Genomic DNA, 14,203 nt, shown 5'->3' with positions numbered 1-14,203 from the left:
CGCCTTGCCGTATATATGTTACTGACTTCGTCAGTTCTATCTGCAACCTCAAAACAGTGTTTTGAGCTGACTTCGTCAGTTCTATCTACAACCTCAAAGCAGTGATTTGAGCAACCTGCGGCTAGTTTCCTAGTTTGCTCTTTGATTTTCATTGAGTATCAGATTTAGGAAATTAACTTCCTCGTCTCCAAAAAATAGCTAAAACAATCATGGAACCTAGTACTGCCGGAATAATGGCAGTTCCTGCTATTATCGGTCCCCAAGTCCCAAAAAGCAAATGGCCTATAAAGGCACCAATCCATCCGAGAAACATTTTTCCAAAACATCCCATGTGTTCTCCACGATTGGTCAGAGTACCTGCTAAAAATCCCACTAGGAGACCAACGAACATACTTCCTAACATATTATCTCCTTAATTTGCCCAATCTCCGTTACGGAAGAGTGGTACACGTGTCCCATCCTCACGGATACCATCGATATCCATTTGGTTAGAACCAATCATAAAGTCCACGTGAACATCTGAACGGTTAAGCCCCGCAGCTTCAAGCTCCTCTTCGCTCATCTCCGCTCCACCAACTACGCTAGTCGCATAGGCTGCACCGATAGCCAAGTGATTTGACGCATTCTCATCGAAAAGGGTATTAAAGAAGGTAATGCCTGACTGAGAAATTGGGCTTGGATCTGGTACCAAGGCACATTCACCCAAGGCACGCGCACCCGCATTTTCAAAGACAAGGTCTTTCATGACTTGATCGCTTTTTTCTGCAGTGATATCCACAATTTGCCCATCCTTAAAGGTTACCTTAATACCTTCAATGATATTTCCGTTATAGCTAAGCGGTTTTGTAGAAGTGACATAACCATCTGCGCGACGAAAATCAGGTGCTGTGAAGACTTCCTCAGTCGGCATATTTGGCAAGAATCCTTCGCCCTGTGCATTGATTGCACCAGCTGATTCCCAAACGTGGTTCTTCGGCAAACCAAGTGTCAAATCTGTCCCTGGTGCTGTGTAGTGAAGGGCTGAAAATTGCTCTTTATTAAGCATATCAGCCTTGCTCTTGAGGATAGCTGCATGCTCTTCCCAAGCCTTAACAGGATCTGCTTCGTAGACACGGCAAGTTTTGAAGATTTGGTCCCAAAGGAGATCGACTGCTTCTTCGTCGCTCGCAGCATTTGGAAAGACTTTCTTAGCCCACTCAAGTCCAGCAGCGGCTGCTACAGTCCAGCTAACCTTGTTAGATTGAGTTGCGATACGCATTGGCTTCATGGCAAGTCCCATAGCTTTGGCAGAAGCTGAGAGCTTGTCAGCGTCCACTCCGTTCAAGGCACCTAGGTCAGAAGAACGAACTCCAAGACGGCTAGCCTTGTTCTCCAAAAGATAGTTCATCTCAGCAATCTTGTATTCTGGCACATTGTCCAGACGCTCCATCGGCGCATGGAGGAATTTCTCACGGTTAATCACATCATCTGTCCACTGAACAATAACCTCATGCGCACCCAAGGCATAAGCTTCTTTGACGATTAAGTGAGCCAACTCACGTTGCTCCACATCGATAGAGAGAGCCAAAGTGTGACCAGGTTGCACGTTGATTCCGTTCGCAACCAATAATTTCGCATATTTTTCTAGATTTTCTTTAAAATTTGGTAAAACCATGTTGTTTTCTCTTTTCTATTTTTCTTTCAAAGCAGAAAATAATCCTGCTAAAGCAATGGCACTCGACAAAAGTGCTGTTGATAGAAGAATTGTCTGGTCAGCAAGTTCCAATTGATACTCAAACACCTTCTCAGCCGGCTTGTCTTCCGCAAAAATTCTTAGTTTCATCTTTTTTCCTCCAAGACCTTAAAACAACTCATCAAACAAACTCAACTGGTTATCCTCTGGCATATTTCCAAGAATCCCCATTTCATCCATCTTTTCAACCAAGGTTGATGAGAGTCCACCACGTTTGCGGAGTTCTGTTTTAGAGAGGAATTCTCCCTCTTCACGCGCTCGCACCAACTGCTTAGCGACGTTCTCTCCCAGACCATCCATAGCGACAAATGGTGGAATCAGTGTATCTCCGTCAATGATGAATTCAGTCGCATCACTACGGTAGAGGTCTAACTTCCCAAACTTGAAACCACGTTCCCACATTTCATTGACAATCTCAAGAGTTGTATAGAGATCAATTTCCACATTAGAAGCCTCATTGTTCTTCCGTTTTTCAGAGATTTCTTCCATTCTGCGCTTGATAGCCTCCAAGCCCGCCCCCATGGTCTTGATATCAAAAGCCTTAGCACGGATTGAGAAATAAGCACAGTAGTAATAAATGGGATGATGAACCTTGAAGTAAGCTACACGCAAGGCCATCATAACGTAGGCTGCCGCATGGGCTTTAGGGAACATGTACTTAATTTTCCCACAGGATTCGATATACCACTCTGGCACCTTATTAGCCTTCATGGCTTCGATGTAGCCATTTCTCTCTTCTTCAGAAATCTTGAGCCACAAGCCCTTACGTACCCGTTCCATGATGGTAAAGGCCATCTTAGGTACCAGACCAGCATGCATGAGGTAAACCATGATGTCATCCCGACAACCGATAACAGTCGATAGGTCCGCTATTCCTTGCTTAATCAAATCTTGGGCATTGCCCAGCCAAACATCGGTACCGTGGGACAGTCCAGACAACTGAAGCAATTCTGCAAAAGTCGTCGGATGGGTTTCATCGACCATGCCTCGGACAAAGTTGGTTCCAAACTCTGGAATCCCCAGCATGCCTGTCGGAGTTCCGATTTGTTCAGGAGTCACACCTAGCACATCAGTCCCAGAAAAGAGAGCCATAACGCCTTCGTCATCCATAGGGATTTCATTAGGATCAATCCCAGACAAGTCCTGAAGTTTTCGAATCATGGTCGGATCATCATGTCCCAGCACATCGAGTTTGAGGACGTTCTCATCGATATCGTGGAAGTTAAAGTGAGTGGTCTGCCATTCAGCCGTCACGTCATCTGCTGGATACTGGACAGGCGTAAAGTCGTAAACATCCATGTAGTTAGGAATAACAACGATTCCTCCCGGGTGTTGTCCTGTTGTCCGCTTGACACCAGCAGCACCTTGGGCAAGACGTTCCACCTCTGCATCACGATAAAACTTGCCATAATCTCGCTCATAGCCCTTGACAAATCCATAAGCGGTCTTGGCAGCCACCGTACCAACCGTTCCCGCACGGAAGGCATATTCCTCACCAAAGATATCACGCACATCCAAGTGAGCGCTAGGCTGATCTTCTCCCGAGAAGTTCAAGTCAATATCAGGAACCTTATCCCCATCAAAACCAAGGAAGGTCTCAAACGGAATATCCTGTCCGTTTTTGCTGAGTTTATGACCACATTTTGGACAGTCCTTATTAGGCATATCAAATCCTGAACCATAAGAACCATCGGTGATAAACTCACTGTACTGACACTGACCACAGACATAGTGAGGAGAGAGAGGATTGACCTCCGTAATCCCAATCATAGTCGCAACAAAACTAGATCCGACAGACCCACGAGAACCAACCAAGTAGCCCCGTTCATTGGAACGTTGAACCAGCATCTGCGAGGCCAGATAAATCACAGCAAATCCATTCCCCAGAATAGAGGTTAGTTCTTTTTCAATCCGCAAATCAACGATATCTGGCAGCGGATTACCATAAATCTCAAAGGCCTTCTTATAGGTCAATTCAGCGACCGTTTCTTCAGCCTTGTCAATGAAAGGCGTATACAAGTCACCCTTAACAACCTCAACGGGTTCAAAGATTTCTGCCAAGGCATTGGTATTTTCAATAACCAATTTGCGAGCTAATTCCTCTCCCAAGAAGGCAAATTCATCCAACATTTCATTAGTCGTTCTAAAATGAGCTTTTGGAAGAGGAGCGGGTTGGGCATGTTCGCCATGACCAATAGTTCGGTTAATCATCGCCCCCTGTCCCAAACTACGGACGATAATTTCACGGTAAATCTCTTCTTCTGGTTCGATATAGTGGACATTTCCCGTAGCCAAAACGGGCTTGCCAAGACGGTCGCCGACCTCTATCAAACTTTTGATAATGGTCTGTAGTTCTTCCATATCCTTGACCTGCTCCTTGGCGATCAATGGCGCATAGATAGCTGGTGGCATGATCTCAATAAAGTCATAATACTTGGCCACCTCAACCGCCGCATCTACACCTTGGGAAACAACCGCGTCAAAAACTTCACCTTCAGAGCAAGCTGATCCTAAAATCAACCCCTCCCTATGGGCATCTAGAACCGTTCTCGGAATCCGCGGCACTCCTTCAAAGTACTTGGTATTAGACAAGGAAACCAGCTTAAAGATATTTTTTAGCCCTACTTGATTCTTGACATAAATGGTCGCATGCTTGATCCGAGCTTTTTTATAAGAATCTGGACTAATCAAATCAATATTAAGTCTAGCTAGATCGGTCACACCATGTTTTTCTGCTACTTCTTTGATAAAAATAAAGAGCAGACGACCAGTAGCTTCCGCATCGTAATTGGCCATGTGGTGATGTTCCAAAGCCACACCAAAACGCTTGGTCAAAGGCCCCAAACCATGACGTTTATACTCAGGATAGAGATTTCTAGCAAACTCCAGCGTATCAATAACTGGCTGACTAATCTTTGGCAGACCATGACGCTCATAGTTGGCATTCATAAATCCAACGTCAAAGGTAGCATTGTGGGCAACTAAGACCGTATCCTTGCAGAATTCTTGGAATTCTTGCAAAACTTGTTCCAGTGGTTTGGCATTTTTGACATGGTCATCTGTAATTCCAGTCAACTCAGTAGTAAAAGCTGACAAGGGATGTCCAGGATTGATAAATTCATCAAATTCAGCAATAACATTCCCCTTGTACATCTTAGAGGCCGCAACCTGAATCAAATCATTATAGATAGCTGAAAGCCCCGTCGTTTCCACGTCAAAGACCACGTAGGTCGCTTCCGACAAGTCCATCTCCACTTCGTTGTAGACGATAGGGACACGGTCCTCCACGATATTGGCTTCCATTCCATAGATCAGCTGGATTCCCGCTTTTTTGGCCGCCTTATAGCCGTGTGGGAAGGACTGGACATTTCCATGGTCGGTGATGGCAACCGCCTTGTGTCCCCACTTAGCAGCTGTCGCAACGATTTCTTCAACCTCTGGTAGAGCATCCATAGTCGACATATTAGTATGAGCATGAAACTCAACCCGACGCTCACCTTCTGGCATCAAATCCTTCCGCTCATAGTGAACAACTTCCTGCACGTCTTGCACGTTCATCGTCAAATCGCGTGTGAAGTTATTCATCTCCACATTCCCACGGACTCGGAGCCAAGAATTTTTCTTAATTATATCAAATTTCTGAGCCTCTTCCTCGTTCTTAACCCACTTTTGCATAGAAAAACTGGAAGTGTAGTCTGTCATTTTAAAGTTGATCAAAACACGCCCTGTTCTGGTCACTTTTTGCTCCACATCAAAAACAACCCCTTCAAAGACCAAACGATTTTCCTCCGTCGTCACTTCGATCATAGGAGTAATCTCTGCCTTATCCAGCTTTGGTTTAGCTACAGCTTTTTTGACTTGAAAATCAAAGGCTGGCTTCTCTTCCGCTGGAGGAGGTGCCATCTGTTCCAGTTGTTCCATAGCACGGAGCGCTTCCTCATTGGCCGCTTGAACAATCTGCTCATTTTCAGCATGAAAGGCCTCTTCCTGTTCTTGGGTCAGCACATCATTTTTCTCTACTTGACAATTAAAAGTTGGAAAGCCAAATTTTTCAAGTTGTTTAGCTAAATTAGGAAGGTGATTTTTCTTAAAGTGTTCCTTATCAATCGCCTCGGAGCCTTCAATCAAGAGTTGATTGCCCTCAGCACGAACTTGCAAATTTTGATAAAGGGACTTAAAACCTTGACTAGCACATGGTCCCTCAGAGAAAGCCTCCCTATAGTAGGACTGCAAGAGTTGATTTGAAAATTCTTGAGACAGAGCCTTGATTTCGAAAATAGCTTTATTGCCTGTCTTAGAAAATTCTTCCCTCAAACCTTTCTTTAATTCTAAAAAGATTTCTATCGGTAAAATATTAGAAAATACGAAATGAAACTCCCATATCTTACTAATTTTATGAACCACAACTCGCTCAATATCGGCCTGTGCTAAAGCAGGAGCCTGTCTCATTTCAGCAGGCATCCCCAATTGATTCATCAAAATTTCAAAACTATTTGACATTCATTTTCCTCACATTATTCTCCTACTATTTTACCATACTTAGAGGTGTTTTCTAAAGACAAAAGGAAGCCACTAAGTGACTTCCTTCTAGAGTGAGGACTGATTAGTCTTCACCTTTGTTTTTCTTAATGATTTCTTCTTGTACTGACTTAGGTACATCTTCGTAGTGGTCAAATACCATCATGAATGTACCACGTCCTTGAGATGCAGAACGAAGAACTGTTGCGTAACCGAACATTTCAGCAAGTGGAACGTAAGCACGAACGATTTGGCTGTTACCGTGTGCTTCCATACCATCTACACGTCCACGACGAGCAGTTACGTGACCCATAACATCACCAAGGTTTTCTTCTGGAACAGTGATTGTTACAAGCATCATTGGCTCAAGGATAGCTGGTTGTGCTGATTTAGCAGCTTCTTTAAGAGCAAGTGAAGCCGCAATCTTGAAGGCAGTTTCAGATGAGTCGACATCGTGGTATGAACCATCGTAAAGCTTAGCTTTAACGTCAACCATTGGGTAACCTGCAAGTACACCGTTAGCCATAGATTCTACCAAACCTTTTTCAACCGCTGGGATAAATTCACGAGGAACCACACCACCGACGATTGCGTTTTCGAATTCGAATCCTTTACCTTCTTCGTTTGGAGTAAATTCAATCCATACATCACCGAATTGACCTTTACCACCAGACTGACGTTTGAAGAATCCACGTGCTTGAGTAGAAGCGCGGAATGTTTCACGGTAAGATACTTGAGGAGCACCTACGTTTGCTTCAACTTTGAACTCACGACGCATACGGTCAACAAGGACGTCAAGGTGAAGCTCACCCATACCAGAGATAACTGTTTCACCAGTTTCAACGTTTGTTTCAACGCGGAATGTTGGATCTTCTTCAGCCAATTTTTGAAGGGCGATACCCATCTTGTCTTGGTCAGCTTTAGATTTTGGCTCAACCATCAATTGGATAACTGGTTCTGGAACGTTGATTGACTCAAGAATGATTTTAGCTTTTTCATCTGTCAATGAGTCACCAGTTGTAGTATCTTTCAAACCAACGGCAGCAGCGATATCACCTGAGTAAACAGTGTCAATTTCTTGACGGCTGTTGGCGTGCATTTGAAGGATACGTCCGATACGCTCACGTTTACCTTTAGAAGTGTTCAATACGTATGAACCTGATTGAAGAACACCTGAGTAAACACGGAAGAATGTCAAACGACCTACGAATGGGTCTGTCATGATCTTGAAGGCAAGAGCTGCAAATGGCTCTTCATCAGATGCTGGACGAGTTTCTTCTTCATCTGTATCTGGGTTGATACCTTTGATCGCTGGGATGTCAAGTGGGCTTGGAAGGTAGTCAATAACCGCATCAAGCATCAATTGAACACCTTTGTTCTTGAAGGCAGAGCCACACAATACTGGGAAGAATTCAACGTTGATAGTCGCTTTACGGATACCAGCTTTCAATTCTTCGTTAGTGATTTCTTCACCTTCGAGGTATTTCATCATCAATTCTTCGTCAGTTTCAGCAACTGCTTCGATCAATTTTTCACGGTATTCTTGAGCTTGGTCAAGGTATTCAGCTGGGATGTCTTCTTCAAGGATATCTGTACCAAGGTCGTTAGTATAGATTTCAGCTTTCATCTTGATCAAGTCGATGATACCACGGAAGTCATCTTCAGAACCGATTGGCAATTGGATTGGGTGTGCATTTGCTTGAAGACGATCGTGAAGTGTGCTTACAGAGTAAAGGAAGTCAGCACCGATTTTGTCCATTTTGTTGGCAAATACGATACGTGGAACTCCATACTCAGTTGCTTGACGCCAAACTGTTTCAGTTTGAGGCTCAACACCTGATTGTGAGTCAAGAACGGTAACAGCACCATCCAATACACGAAGAGAACGTTGTACTTCGATTGTGAAGTCCACGTGTCCTGGTGTGTCGATAATGTTTACGCGGTGGTTGTTCCATTGAGCTGTTGTCGCAGCAGATGTGATAGTGATACCACGCTCTTGCTCTTGCTCCATCCAGTCCATTTGTGACGCACCTTCGTGAGTTTCACCGATTTTGTGGATTTTACCAGTGTAGTAAAGAATACGCTCAGTAGTTGTTGTTTTACCAGCATCGACGTGAGCCATGATACCGATATTACGAGTTTTTTCAAGTGAAAATTCGCGTGCCATGAGGTTTGTTTCTCCTATTTATTTTTGATTTCTATTCTATTATAACACGATTTTAATAAAAACGGATAGGCAGGACCTACCCGTTCTCAATGTTTTCATGCTATTGTTGGTTTCAACTTGTAGATTTACAAGTTGAATTGAACTCGGGCTAAAAGCCCAAGTTAGTTGAGTTGAGCTCAAGCTAAAAGTCTGGAGAAAAAGATGAATCTCATTGGTTGCAATCGCAACCTGCTTTGATTCCCTATTTTCTCTGGGACTTTCTTAACGCTTTCGCATCCTATATTACCAACGGAAGTGTGCGAATGCACGGTTAGCTTCAGCCATACGGTGAGTGTCTTCACGTTTCTTAACAGCTGCACCAGTGTTGTTAGCAGCATCCAAGATTTCTTTTGCAAGACGGTCTTGCATTGTGTGTTCACCACGAAGACGAGCGATTGTTACCAACCAACGAAGTCCAAGTGTTGTACGACGTTCTGGACGAACTTCAACTGGGACTTGGTAGTTAGAACCACCAACACGACGTGCACGTACTTCAAGTACAGGCATGATGTTTTCCATAGCTGTTTCAAACACTTCAAGTGCATCGTTTCCAGTAGCTTCTTTGATTTGCTCAAAAGCACCGTAAACGATTGAAGCAGCTGTACCACGTTTACCATCAAGCATAACGCGGTTGATAAGACGAGTAACTAATTGTGAATTGTAAAGCGGATCTGGCAATACGTCACGTTTTGGAGCTCTATTTTTACGACTCATTTCTCTTTATCCCCTTTCCTTATGCTTTTGGACGTTTAGTACCGTATTTAGAACGGCCTTGTTTACGATCGTTAACACCTGCAGTATCAAGTGCACCACGGACGATATGGTAACGTACCCCTGGAAGGTCTTTTACACGTCCACCACGAAGAAGAACCACGCTGTGCTCTTGCAAGTTGTGTCCGATACCTGGGATGTAGGCAGTAACTTCGATAAGGTTGCTCAAACGTACACGAGCGAATTTACGAAGGGCTGAGTTAGGTTTTTTAGGTGTCATTGTTCCAACACGAGTTGCAACACCACGTTTTTGTGGTGAAGAAACGTTTGTTTGAACTTTTTTATGACTGTTGTAACCAACGTTCAAAGCTGGTGATTTAGATTTTTCTACTTTTGATTTACGCGGTTTGCGAACCAATTGGTTAATTGTAGGCATCTACATTCTCCTGTGTTTTTTTATTTTTGGTGATGATACACTTGGTGACAGCTATCATCTGTGTGTACTTTTGCAACATTTGTCAGCACGTCCCTGTACACTCTTGAGAGACCAAAAGTAAAAAGTACCGTCTATTATTGTAACAAAATTTTCCCTTGGTTGTCAAGATATTTTTCTTTTTATTGTTAATTTTAGCTCTTTTGTAGTGCTCCCCAAAAAAAGAAAAAGGAGGAATCCCACCCTCCTAAAGTTAGTATTGTTCCATTCAATCCCATCAATTTTAACACATAATGTTCAAAAAAATATTATATCATCACAACCAACCAGATTCTTTCGCGATATTAGCTGCCTCTGTTCGATTACCTGCATCTAGTTTCGAAAGAATATTGGTGACATAGTTTCGGACTGTTCCGTTTGATAAATAAAGTTGATCTGCAATTTCTTGGTTAGAGAAGCCCTGAGCAATTCCCTTTAAAACTGCGGTTTCTTGCTCTGTTAATGGATTGGGATGCGTCATCACCACTTCCATCAATTCAGGCGAATACTCCTTACGTCCTTCGAGGACGGTGTACAAGGTTTGCATGAGATCGGCAATGCTTCGTTCCTTTAATACATAAGCATCTACTCCAGCCTTGACTGCACGTTCAAAATACCCAGGACGCTTGAAGGTCGTTACCACAACCACCTTTGTTTCTAGATTTTCTGCTCGTGTCCATTCCAAGACTTCGAGGCCTGTCTTAACAGGCATTTCTACGTCAAGGATGGCGATATCTATAGACTCCTTTTCAAATAGTTGGATTGCTTCTTGCCCATTCTTGGCTTGAAAGACAGACTCTACATCCGGTTGAAGCGTGAGCAACTGGCACATGGCATCTCGTAACATACTTTGATCTTCTGCGACTAATACTTTCATCTACATTCTCTCCTTATAAGGTAGTCGAACCTGAACTTCTGTCGGTTCTTTCCAACTAATTACCTTTACTTCTCCCGAAAATGGAAGAACACGATCTCGAACTGTATGGAGGTCATCCCCCTTTATAGAAGTAAAGCCACAGCCATCATCTCTCACTGTTAGAATGAGTTCTTTCTCTGTCCGTTCTAATTTTAAGTAGACTTTAGACGCTTTAGCATGTTTGATGATATTGGTCACTAATTCAAGCAAAATCATAGAAGCCGTTGACTCCAATTCCTGGGTTAAGCTAGCTGTATCTAGTTGATTAGCTATTTCCACCTCAATTCCAGCAATTTCTAACATCTTTTTCACAGTCTCTAGTTCGGATGTCAAAGTTCTAGACTTAAGATTTTCCACAATGGTTCGCACTTCACGCATTGATTCTTTGCTAATTTGCTGTATTTCTCTTAATTCCTTTTCCACCTGTGGATAAGCCTGTATTTGAAATAACTGCAAGGCTAGATCAGTTTTAACACTAATCATAGCAAAGGTATGCCCCAGACTATCATGCAAATCTTGACCGATACGACTGCGTTCATTTTCAGCAAGCAATAGATTTATCTGCGCATTTTGCTTAGCCTGAGCTTCTTTCAAATCCTCCACAATACGAATCCGAACCAAGCCAAAAGTCATTAAATCGATAAAAGTGATAATTCCAAGCAGATAGACTAGAAACTCAACTTCAACTTCCTGAAAAATCAAAAGTTGCCCCACAACAAGGACTTGAGCAAGGAGAAAAGTTCGGACATGTAAAGAATTAAAACTACGTACGCCGAAATGATAAATTAAGAGATTGGTAAGGAAAAAGAAGAACCAGATATAATTTACACCAACAAAGGCAGTATTCCCAACTACATAAGTCAGCATGAGACCCCAATATAGCCAAGATAGACGCTGGCTCTTAGTTATTAAAACACCCAAATATGCCACTACAAATAGAATATCAATCAATAAATGCCAGACAGAAAGCCACCCAGTCACTACAGGTAGGATGGGGAAAATCATAAAAATCAAACTGGCCCAATACATATAGTCTATGCTTTTCAGTCTTTCAAGCATTAAGCATTCTCCTTATGACCTTGAAGGTAAATGGTCAAACCAAACAAAACTGTTGAAAAAACAAGTAGATAAACTGTTGCTGATAAATTGATGCCATCCTCGTTTAAGAAGGTCTTGAGCAACTCCATCAACTGATAAGTTGGTAGGCACTTCCCGATTGCTTGCATCCAGTCTGGAAATAAAGAGATGGGCATCCAGAGTCCGCCTAAAACAGCCAAGCCTAGATAGAGAAGATTTCCCACGACAGACATCAGCTGACTAGAAGGCAAGAGTGTCAAGGTCAAGCCAAGCGCTACAAAAGCTACACTTCCTACTATCAGCAAGAGCGCAGCCCCAATCCAGCTTCCTAGAGGCATATCCACACCTCTAACCAAGTGCCCAACTGAGAAAACAACCAAGATTGAAACCAAATAATCAACCATCATACTTGTTATCTTTGATAGATAATATTCTACCATATTTACTGGAGTATGGCGCAATGTTTTCTGCCAGTTGTTGATTTTATCGGTATGTAAGACAGCTGGAAATGAAAACATGGCTGTCGACATCATGGAAAAGGCCGTCATAGAGATGAGGTAGTCACGCATAAAATTAGCTGGCCCATCTGGTGTATCCTGGTACATGCCTGAAAAGAATAAATAGAAGGCCGTCGGCATCCCTACTGACAATAGATAAGTTACTAATTGTCGTTTGGTCAATAGAAATTCTATCTTGTTTAGTGCGATCCATCGTTTCATCTTAGTCATCTCCTTTTTGTGTTTCTTCAAAGATTGTATCTAGCAAACTACGGTTATTAACTTCAATTTCTTGAATCCTACATCCTGCTTGCACTAACAGTTGCCAGAAAGCATCCGCTTCACGTGTAACTACTTGCAGGGCATCTTGTTTTTGTGACCAGTTTTCAACCAAGTTTGACTGCTCAACGACTTCCTTGTATGCTAGAGGAAGGATAAAGTGCTTTTCAATCTCCTCACTGCGCATGGCTAGAGGTGTTGTATCGCGAATCAACTCTCCCTTATTCAAGACCAAGATTCGGTCCGCTGTATGCTCTACTTCTTCGATATAATGGGACGAATAGAGAATGGTAACTCCCTTAGCTTTTAGCTCCTGAACAATTTCCCAAAAGCGTTGACGGGTTGAAGTATCCATGGCAGCAGTTGGTTCATCTAAAAAGACAAGCTTTGGTCGCCCAATCAAGGTCAAGACAAAAGAGAAAAGACGCTTTTGTCCACCTGACAATTTTTCTGCCAATTGCTCTTTTTGTTGCTTGTCAAACTGCAATAGTTGGTCGATTTCCCGGTTGCTCAAGGGATTTGGGTAAATGCTTTGAAAGAAAGCAATCAACTCTTTTACCTTTAGTTTCTGAACGATTACATTCTCTTGAGGGAGGTAGGATCTTGTATAGCCTAACTGAGAACTCGTCACTGGCAAGCCTTGGATAGATACTTGACCGCTTGTGACCAGTTTATCTCCAAGCAAACAGTCCAAGAGTGTGGTCTTTCCAGCACCATTGGGACCAATCAAGGCGACGCATTCACCTTCTGTTACCTCAAAGGAAATATCCTTCAAAATAGCCTTGCCCTTGATGTTTTTATTTAGGCTTTCTACCTTAATCATGTTCATCATATTCTCCTTTCAGCCACTCCTTTCCCATAGGAAAGGCGATAAAAATCATAAATCCTAATCCCCAGGCACCACGGATGAATTGGTGAAGGAAGGCTTGATCAAACCAACCTGTAAACATTTCTACCAACCATACCACTAGTGATAGTCCAATAAAAAGATAGAGAAACGCTTTTTTCATTTTTCAAACTCCTTTTTCACATCTGAGACTAATTTCAAACCTTCTCGGATAAGCCAGGACATCATTCCAAATCCTGCAAATAGCTCCCAAGGAAAATGATAGAAATCTTCATCCAATCCTGAGAACATGAGATAAGTCATGACTCCTGCTGCTACTAAACTCATTGCGACAATTACTTTATGTTTCATTTTTTCTTCCTCCATTTGATACATCTAGTATAACTCTTTGAAGGTAGAATCGCTAGAAGCTTCTGTCATGAGGAAATATGACAAATGTCATAAAAGATTCTATTTAAAAGAATCAAGAAACATTACACAACAAGATACAGAGTATGAAAGAATCTATAGTACCTCCATCAAAGTGATATCAAATTTAGACTATAACGTAAACTAATACGCATTTAAAATCAAAAGATCGGAAATTTTTATCGTACAAAACAGATATATTATAGGTAGCACAAAAAAACTCTTCATTTACTTTCTTAAAAGTTTGTGAGAATTATACAATCTGTTAAATTTTAATTTATGTTCCTAAACTACAGTATTCATTGAACAAATCAGGAAACAAAAAAGTATACGCGATCAAAATGAATTACTGAAATTAAAAAAGAGAGAAGCAAACTAATTCTCTCTTAATGTATATAATATCTAGTTAAAACAAAAAAGATACGCTTACGTATCTCTGTAATGAATCGGGAAGACAGGATTCGAACCTGCGACACCTTGGTCCCAAACCAAGTACTCTACCAAGCTGAGCTACTTCCCGAGTTAAATAGAAAAATGCAC

13 protein-coding genes and 1 tRNA gene are annotated in these 14,203 nt (G+C 42.2%); all 14 read right to left on the bottom strand.

The annotated features are described in order from the left end of the window. Nucleotides 1-172: 172 nt before the first annotated feature. A complete protein-coding gene (locus B7699_RS00145; RefSeq protein ID WP_000901569.1) occupies nt 173-403 on the bottom strand; it encodes a GlsB/YeaQ/YmgE family stress response membrane protein in 231 nt (76 codons plus the stop codon). 9 nt (nt 404-412) lie between these two features. Continuing rightward, entirely contained in the window at nt 413-1,654 is a 1,242-nt protein-coding gene (locus B7699_RS00140) for an aminopeptidase (RefSeq protein WP_084926801.1), read from the bottom strand. A gap of 15 nt (nt 1,655-1,669) precedes the next feature. Further along, nucleotides 1,670-1,822, bottom strand: a complete 153-nt coding sequence (locus B7699_RS00135) for a hypothetical protein (protein WP_033687279.1) — start codon at nt 1,820-1,822, stop codon at nt 1,670-1,672. A gap of 18 nt (nt 1,823-1,840) precedes the next feature. Then, complete coding sequence (locus B7699_RS00130; RefSeq protein WP_084926800.1) at nt 1,841-6,232, bottom strand: PolC-type DNA polymerase III; 4,392 nt, start codon at nt 6,230-6,232, stop codon at nt 1,841-1,843. A 103-nt stretch (nt 6,233-6,335) separates the two neighbouring features. Then, nucleotides 6,336-8,417: an elongation factor G gene (gene fusA / locus B7699_RS00125; protein WP_000090348.1), complete on the bottom strand. Its 2,082-nt coding sequence runs from the start codon at nt 8,415-8,417 to the stop codon at nt 6,336-6,338. Nucleotides 8,418-8,699: 282 nt separating this feature from the next. Continuing rightward, entirely contained in the window at nt 8,700-9,170 is a 471-nt protein-coding gene (gene rpsG, locus B7699_RS00120) for a 30S ribosomal protein S7 (RefSeq protein WP_000087873.1), read from the bottom strand. Between the two features lie 19 nt (nt 9,171-9,189). After that, on the bottom strand, nt 9,190-9,603 hold the full coding sequence (gene rpsL / locus B7699_RS00115) for a 30S ribosomal protein S12 (RefSeq protein WP_001142332.1): 414 nt from the start codon (nt 9,601-9,603) through the stop codon (nt 9,190-9,192). Between the two features lie 313 nt (nt 9,604-9,916). Continuing rightward, nucleotides 9,917-10,516, bottom strand: coding sequence for a response regulator transcription factor (locus B7699_RS00105; protein WP_084926799.1), 600 nt, complete (start codon nt 10,514-10,516; stop codon nt 9,917-9,919). Next, nucleotides 10,517-11,614 (bottom strand): sensor histidine kinase, encoded by a 1,098-nt coding sequence (locus tag B7699_RS00100; protein ID WP_084926798.1) that lies wholly within the window; start codon nt 11,612-11,614, stop codon nt 10,517-10,519. Beyond that, complete coding sequence (locus B7699_RS00095) at nt 11,614-12,351, bottom strand: ABC transporter permease (RefSeq protein WP_070482397.1); 738 nt, start codon at nt 12,349-12,351, stop codon at nt 11,614-11,616. Before B7699_RS00095 ends, B7699_RS00100 begins: the two co-directional genes overlap by 1 nt. 1 nt (nt 12,352) lies before the next feature. After that, nucleotides 12,353-13,237 (bottom strand): ABC transporter ATP-binding protein, encoded by an 885-nt coding sequence (locus B7699_RS00090; protein ID WP_049551207.1) that lies wholly within the window; start codon nt 13,235-13,237, stop codon nt 12,353-12,355. After that, nucleotides 13,224-13,418 (bottom strand): hypothetical protein, encoded by a 195-nt coding sequence (locus tag B7699_RS00085; protein WP_004258091.1) that lies wholly within the window; start codon nt 13,416-13,418, stop codon nt 13,224-13,226. The genes B7699_RS00090 and B7699_RS00085 overlap by 14 nt, the downstream gene beginning before the upstream one ends. After that, the gene (locus tag B7699_RS00080; protein WP_025170907.1) at nt 13,415-13,621 is read right to left on the bottom strand and encodes a hypothetical protein; all 207 of its coding nucleotides are present in this window, start codon (nt 13,619-13,621) and stop codon (nt 13,415-13,417) included. The genes B7699_RS00085 and B7699_RS00080 overlap by 4 nt, the downstream gene beginning before the upstream one ends. Nucleotides 13,622-14,109: 488 nt before the next feature. Beyond that, nucleotides 14,110-14,183, bottom strand: a tRNA-Pro gene (locus B7699_RS00075). Nucleotides 14,184-14,203 lie beyond the last annotated feature (20 nt).

It is taken from the genome of Streptococcus mitis (assembly GCF_002096835.1).
Taxonomy (GTDB): domain Bacteria; phylum Bacillota; class Bacilli; order Lactobacillales; family Streptococcaceae; genus Streptococcus; species Streptococcus mitis_W.
Note: the sequence above shows the minus strand (reverse complement) of the source record. Positions and strands in the feature narration are given on the sequence as shown.

Bases quoted from the DNA above. Each gene is read 5' to 3' on its own strand.
- B7699_RS00145 (WP_000901569.1), bottom strand. From the start codon at position 403: ATGTTAGGAAGTATGTTCGTTGGTCTCCTAGTGGGATTTTTAGCAGGT.
- B7699_RS00140 (WP_084926801.1), bottom strand. From the start codon at position 1,654: ATGGTTTTACCAAATTTTAAAGAAAATCTAGAAAAATATGCGAAATTA.
- B7699_RS00135 (WP_033687279.1), bottom strand. From the start codon at position 1,822: ATGAAACTAAGAATTTTTGCGGAAGACAAGCCGGCTGAGAAGGTGTTT.
- B7699_RS00130 (WP_084926800.1), bottom strand. From the start codon at position 6,232: ATGTCAAATAGTTTTGAAATTTTGATGAATCAATTGGGGATGCCTGCT.
- fusA (WP_000090348.1), bottom strand. From the start codon at position 8,417: ATGGCACGCGAATTTTCACTTGAAAAAACTCGTAATATCGGTATCATG.
- rpsG (WP_000087873.1), bottom strand. From the start codon at position 9,170: ATGAGTCGTAAAAATAGAGCTCCAAAACGTGACGTATTGCCAGATCCG.
- rpsL (WP_001142332.1), bottom strand. From the start codon at position 9,603: ATGCCTACAATTAACCAATTGGTTCGCAAACCGCGTAAATCAAAAGTA.
- B7699_RS00105 (WP_084926799.1), bottom strand. From the start codon at position 10,516: ATGAAAGTATTAGTCGCAGAAGATCAAAGTATGTTACGAGATGCCATG.
- B7699_RS00100 (WP_084926798.1), bottom strand. From the start codon at position 11,614: ATGCTTGAAAGACTGAAAAGCATAGACTATATGTATTGGGCCAGTTTG.
- B7699_RS00095 (WP_070482397.1), bottom strand. From the start codon at position 12,351: ATGAAACGATGGATCGCACTAAACAAGATAGAATTTCTATTGACCAAA.
- B7699_RS00090 (WP_049551207.1), bottom strand. From the start codon at position 13,237: ATGAACATGATTAAGGTAGAAAGCCTAAATAAAAACATCAAGGGCAAG.
- B7699_RS00085 (WP_004258091.1), bottom strand. From the start codon at position 13,418: ATGAAAAAAGCGTTTCTCTATCTTTTTATTGGACTATCACTAGTGGTA.
- B7699_RS00080 (WP_025170907.1), bottom strand. From the start codon at position 13,621: ATGGAGGAAGAAAAAATGAAACATAAAGTAATTGTCGCAATGAGTTTA.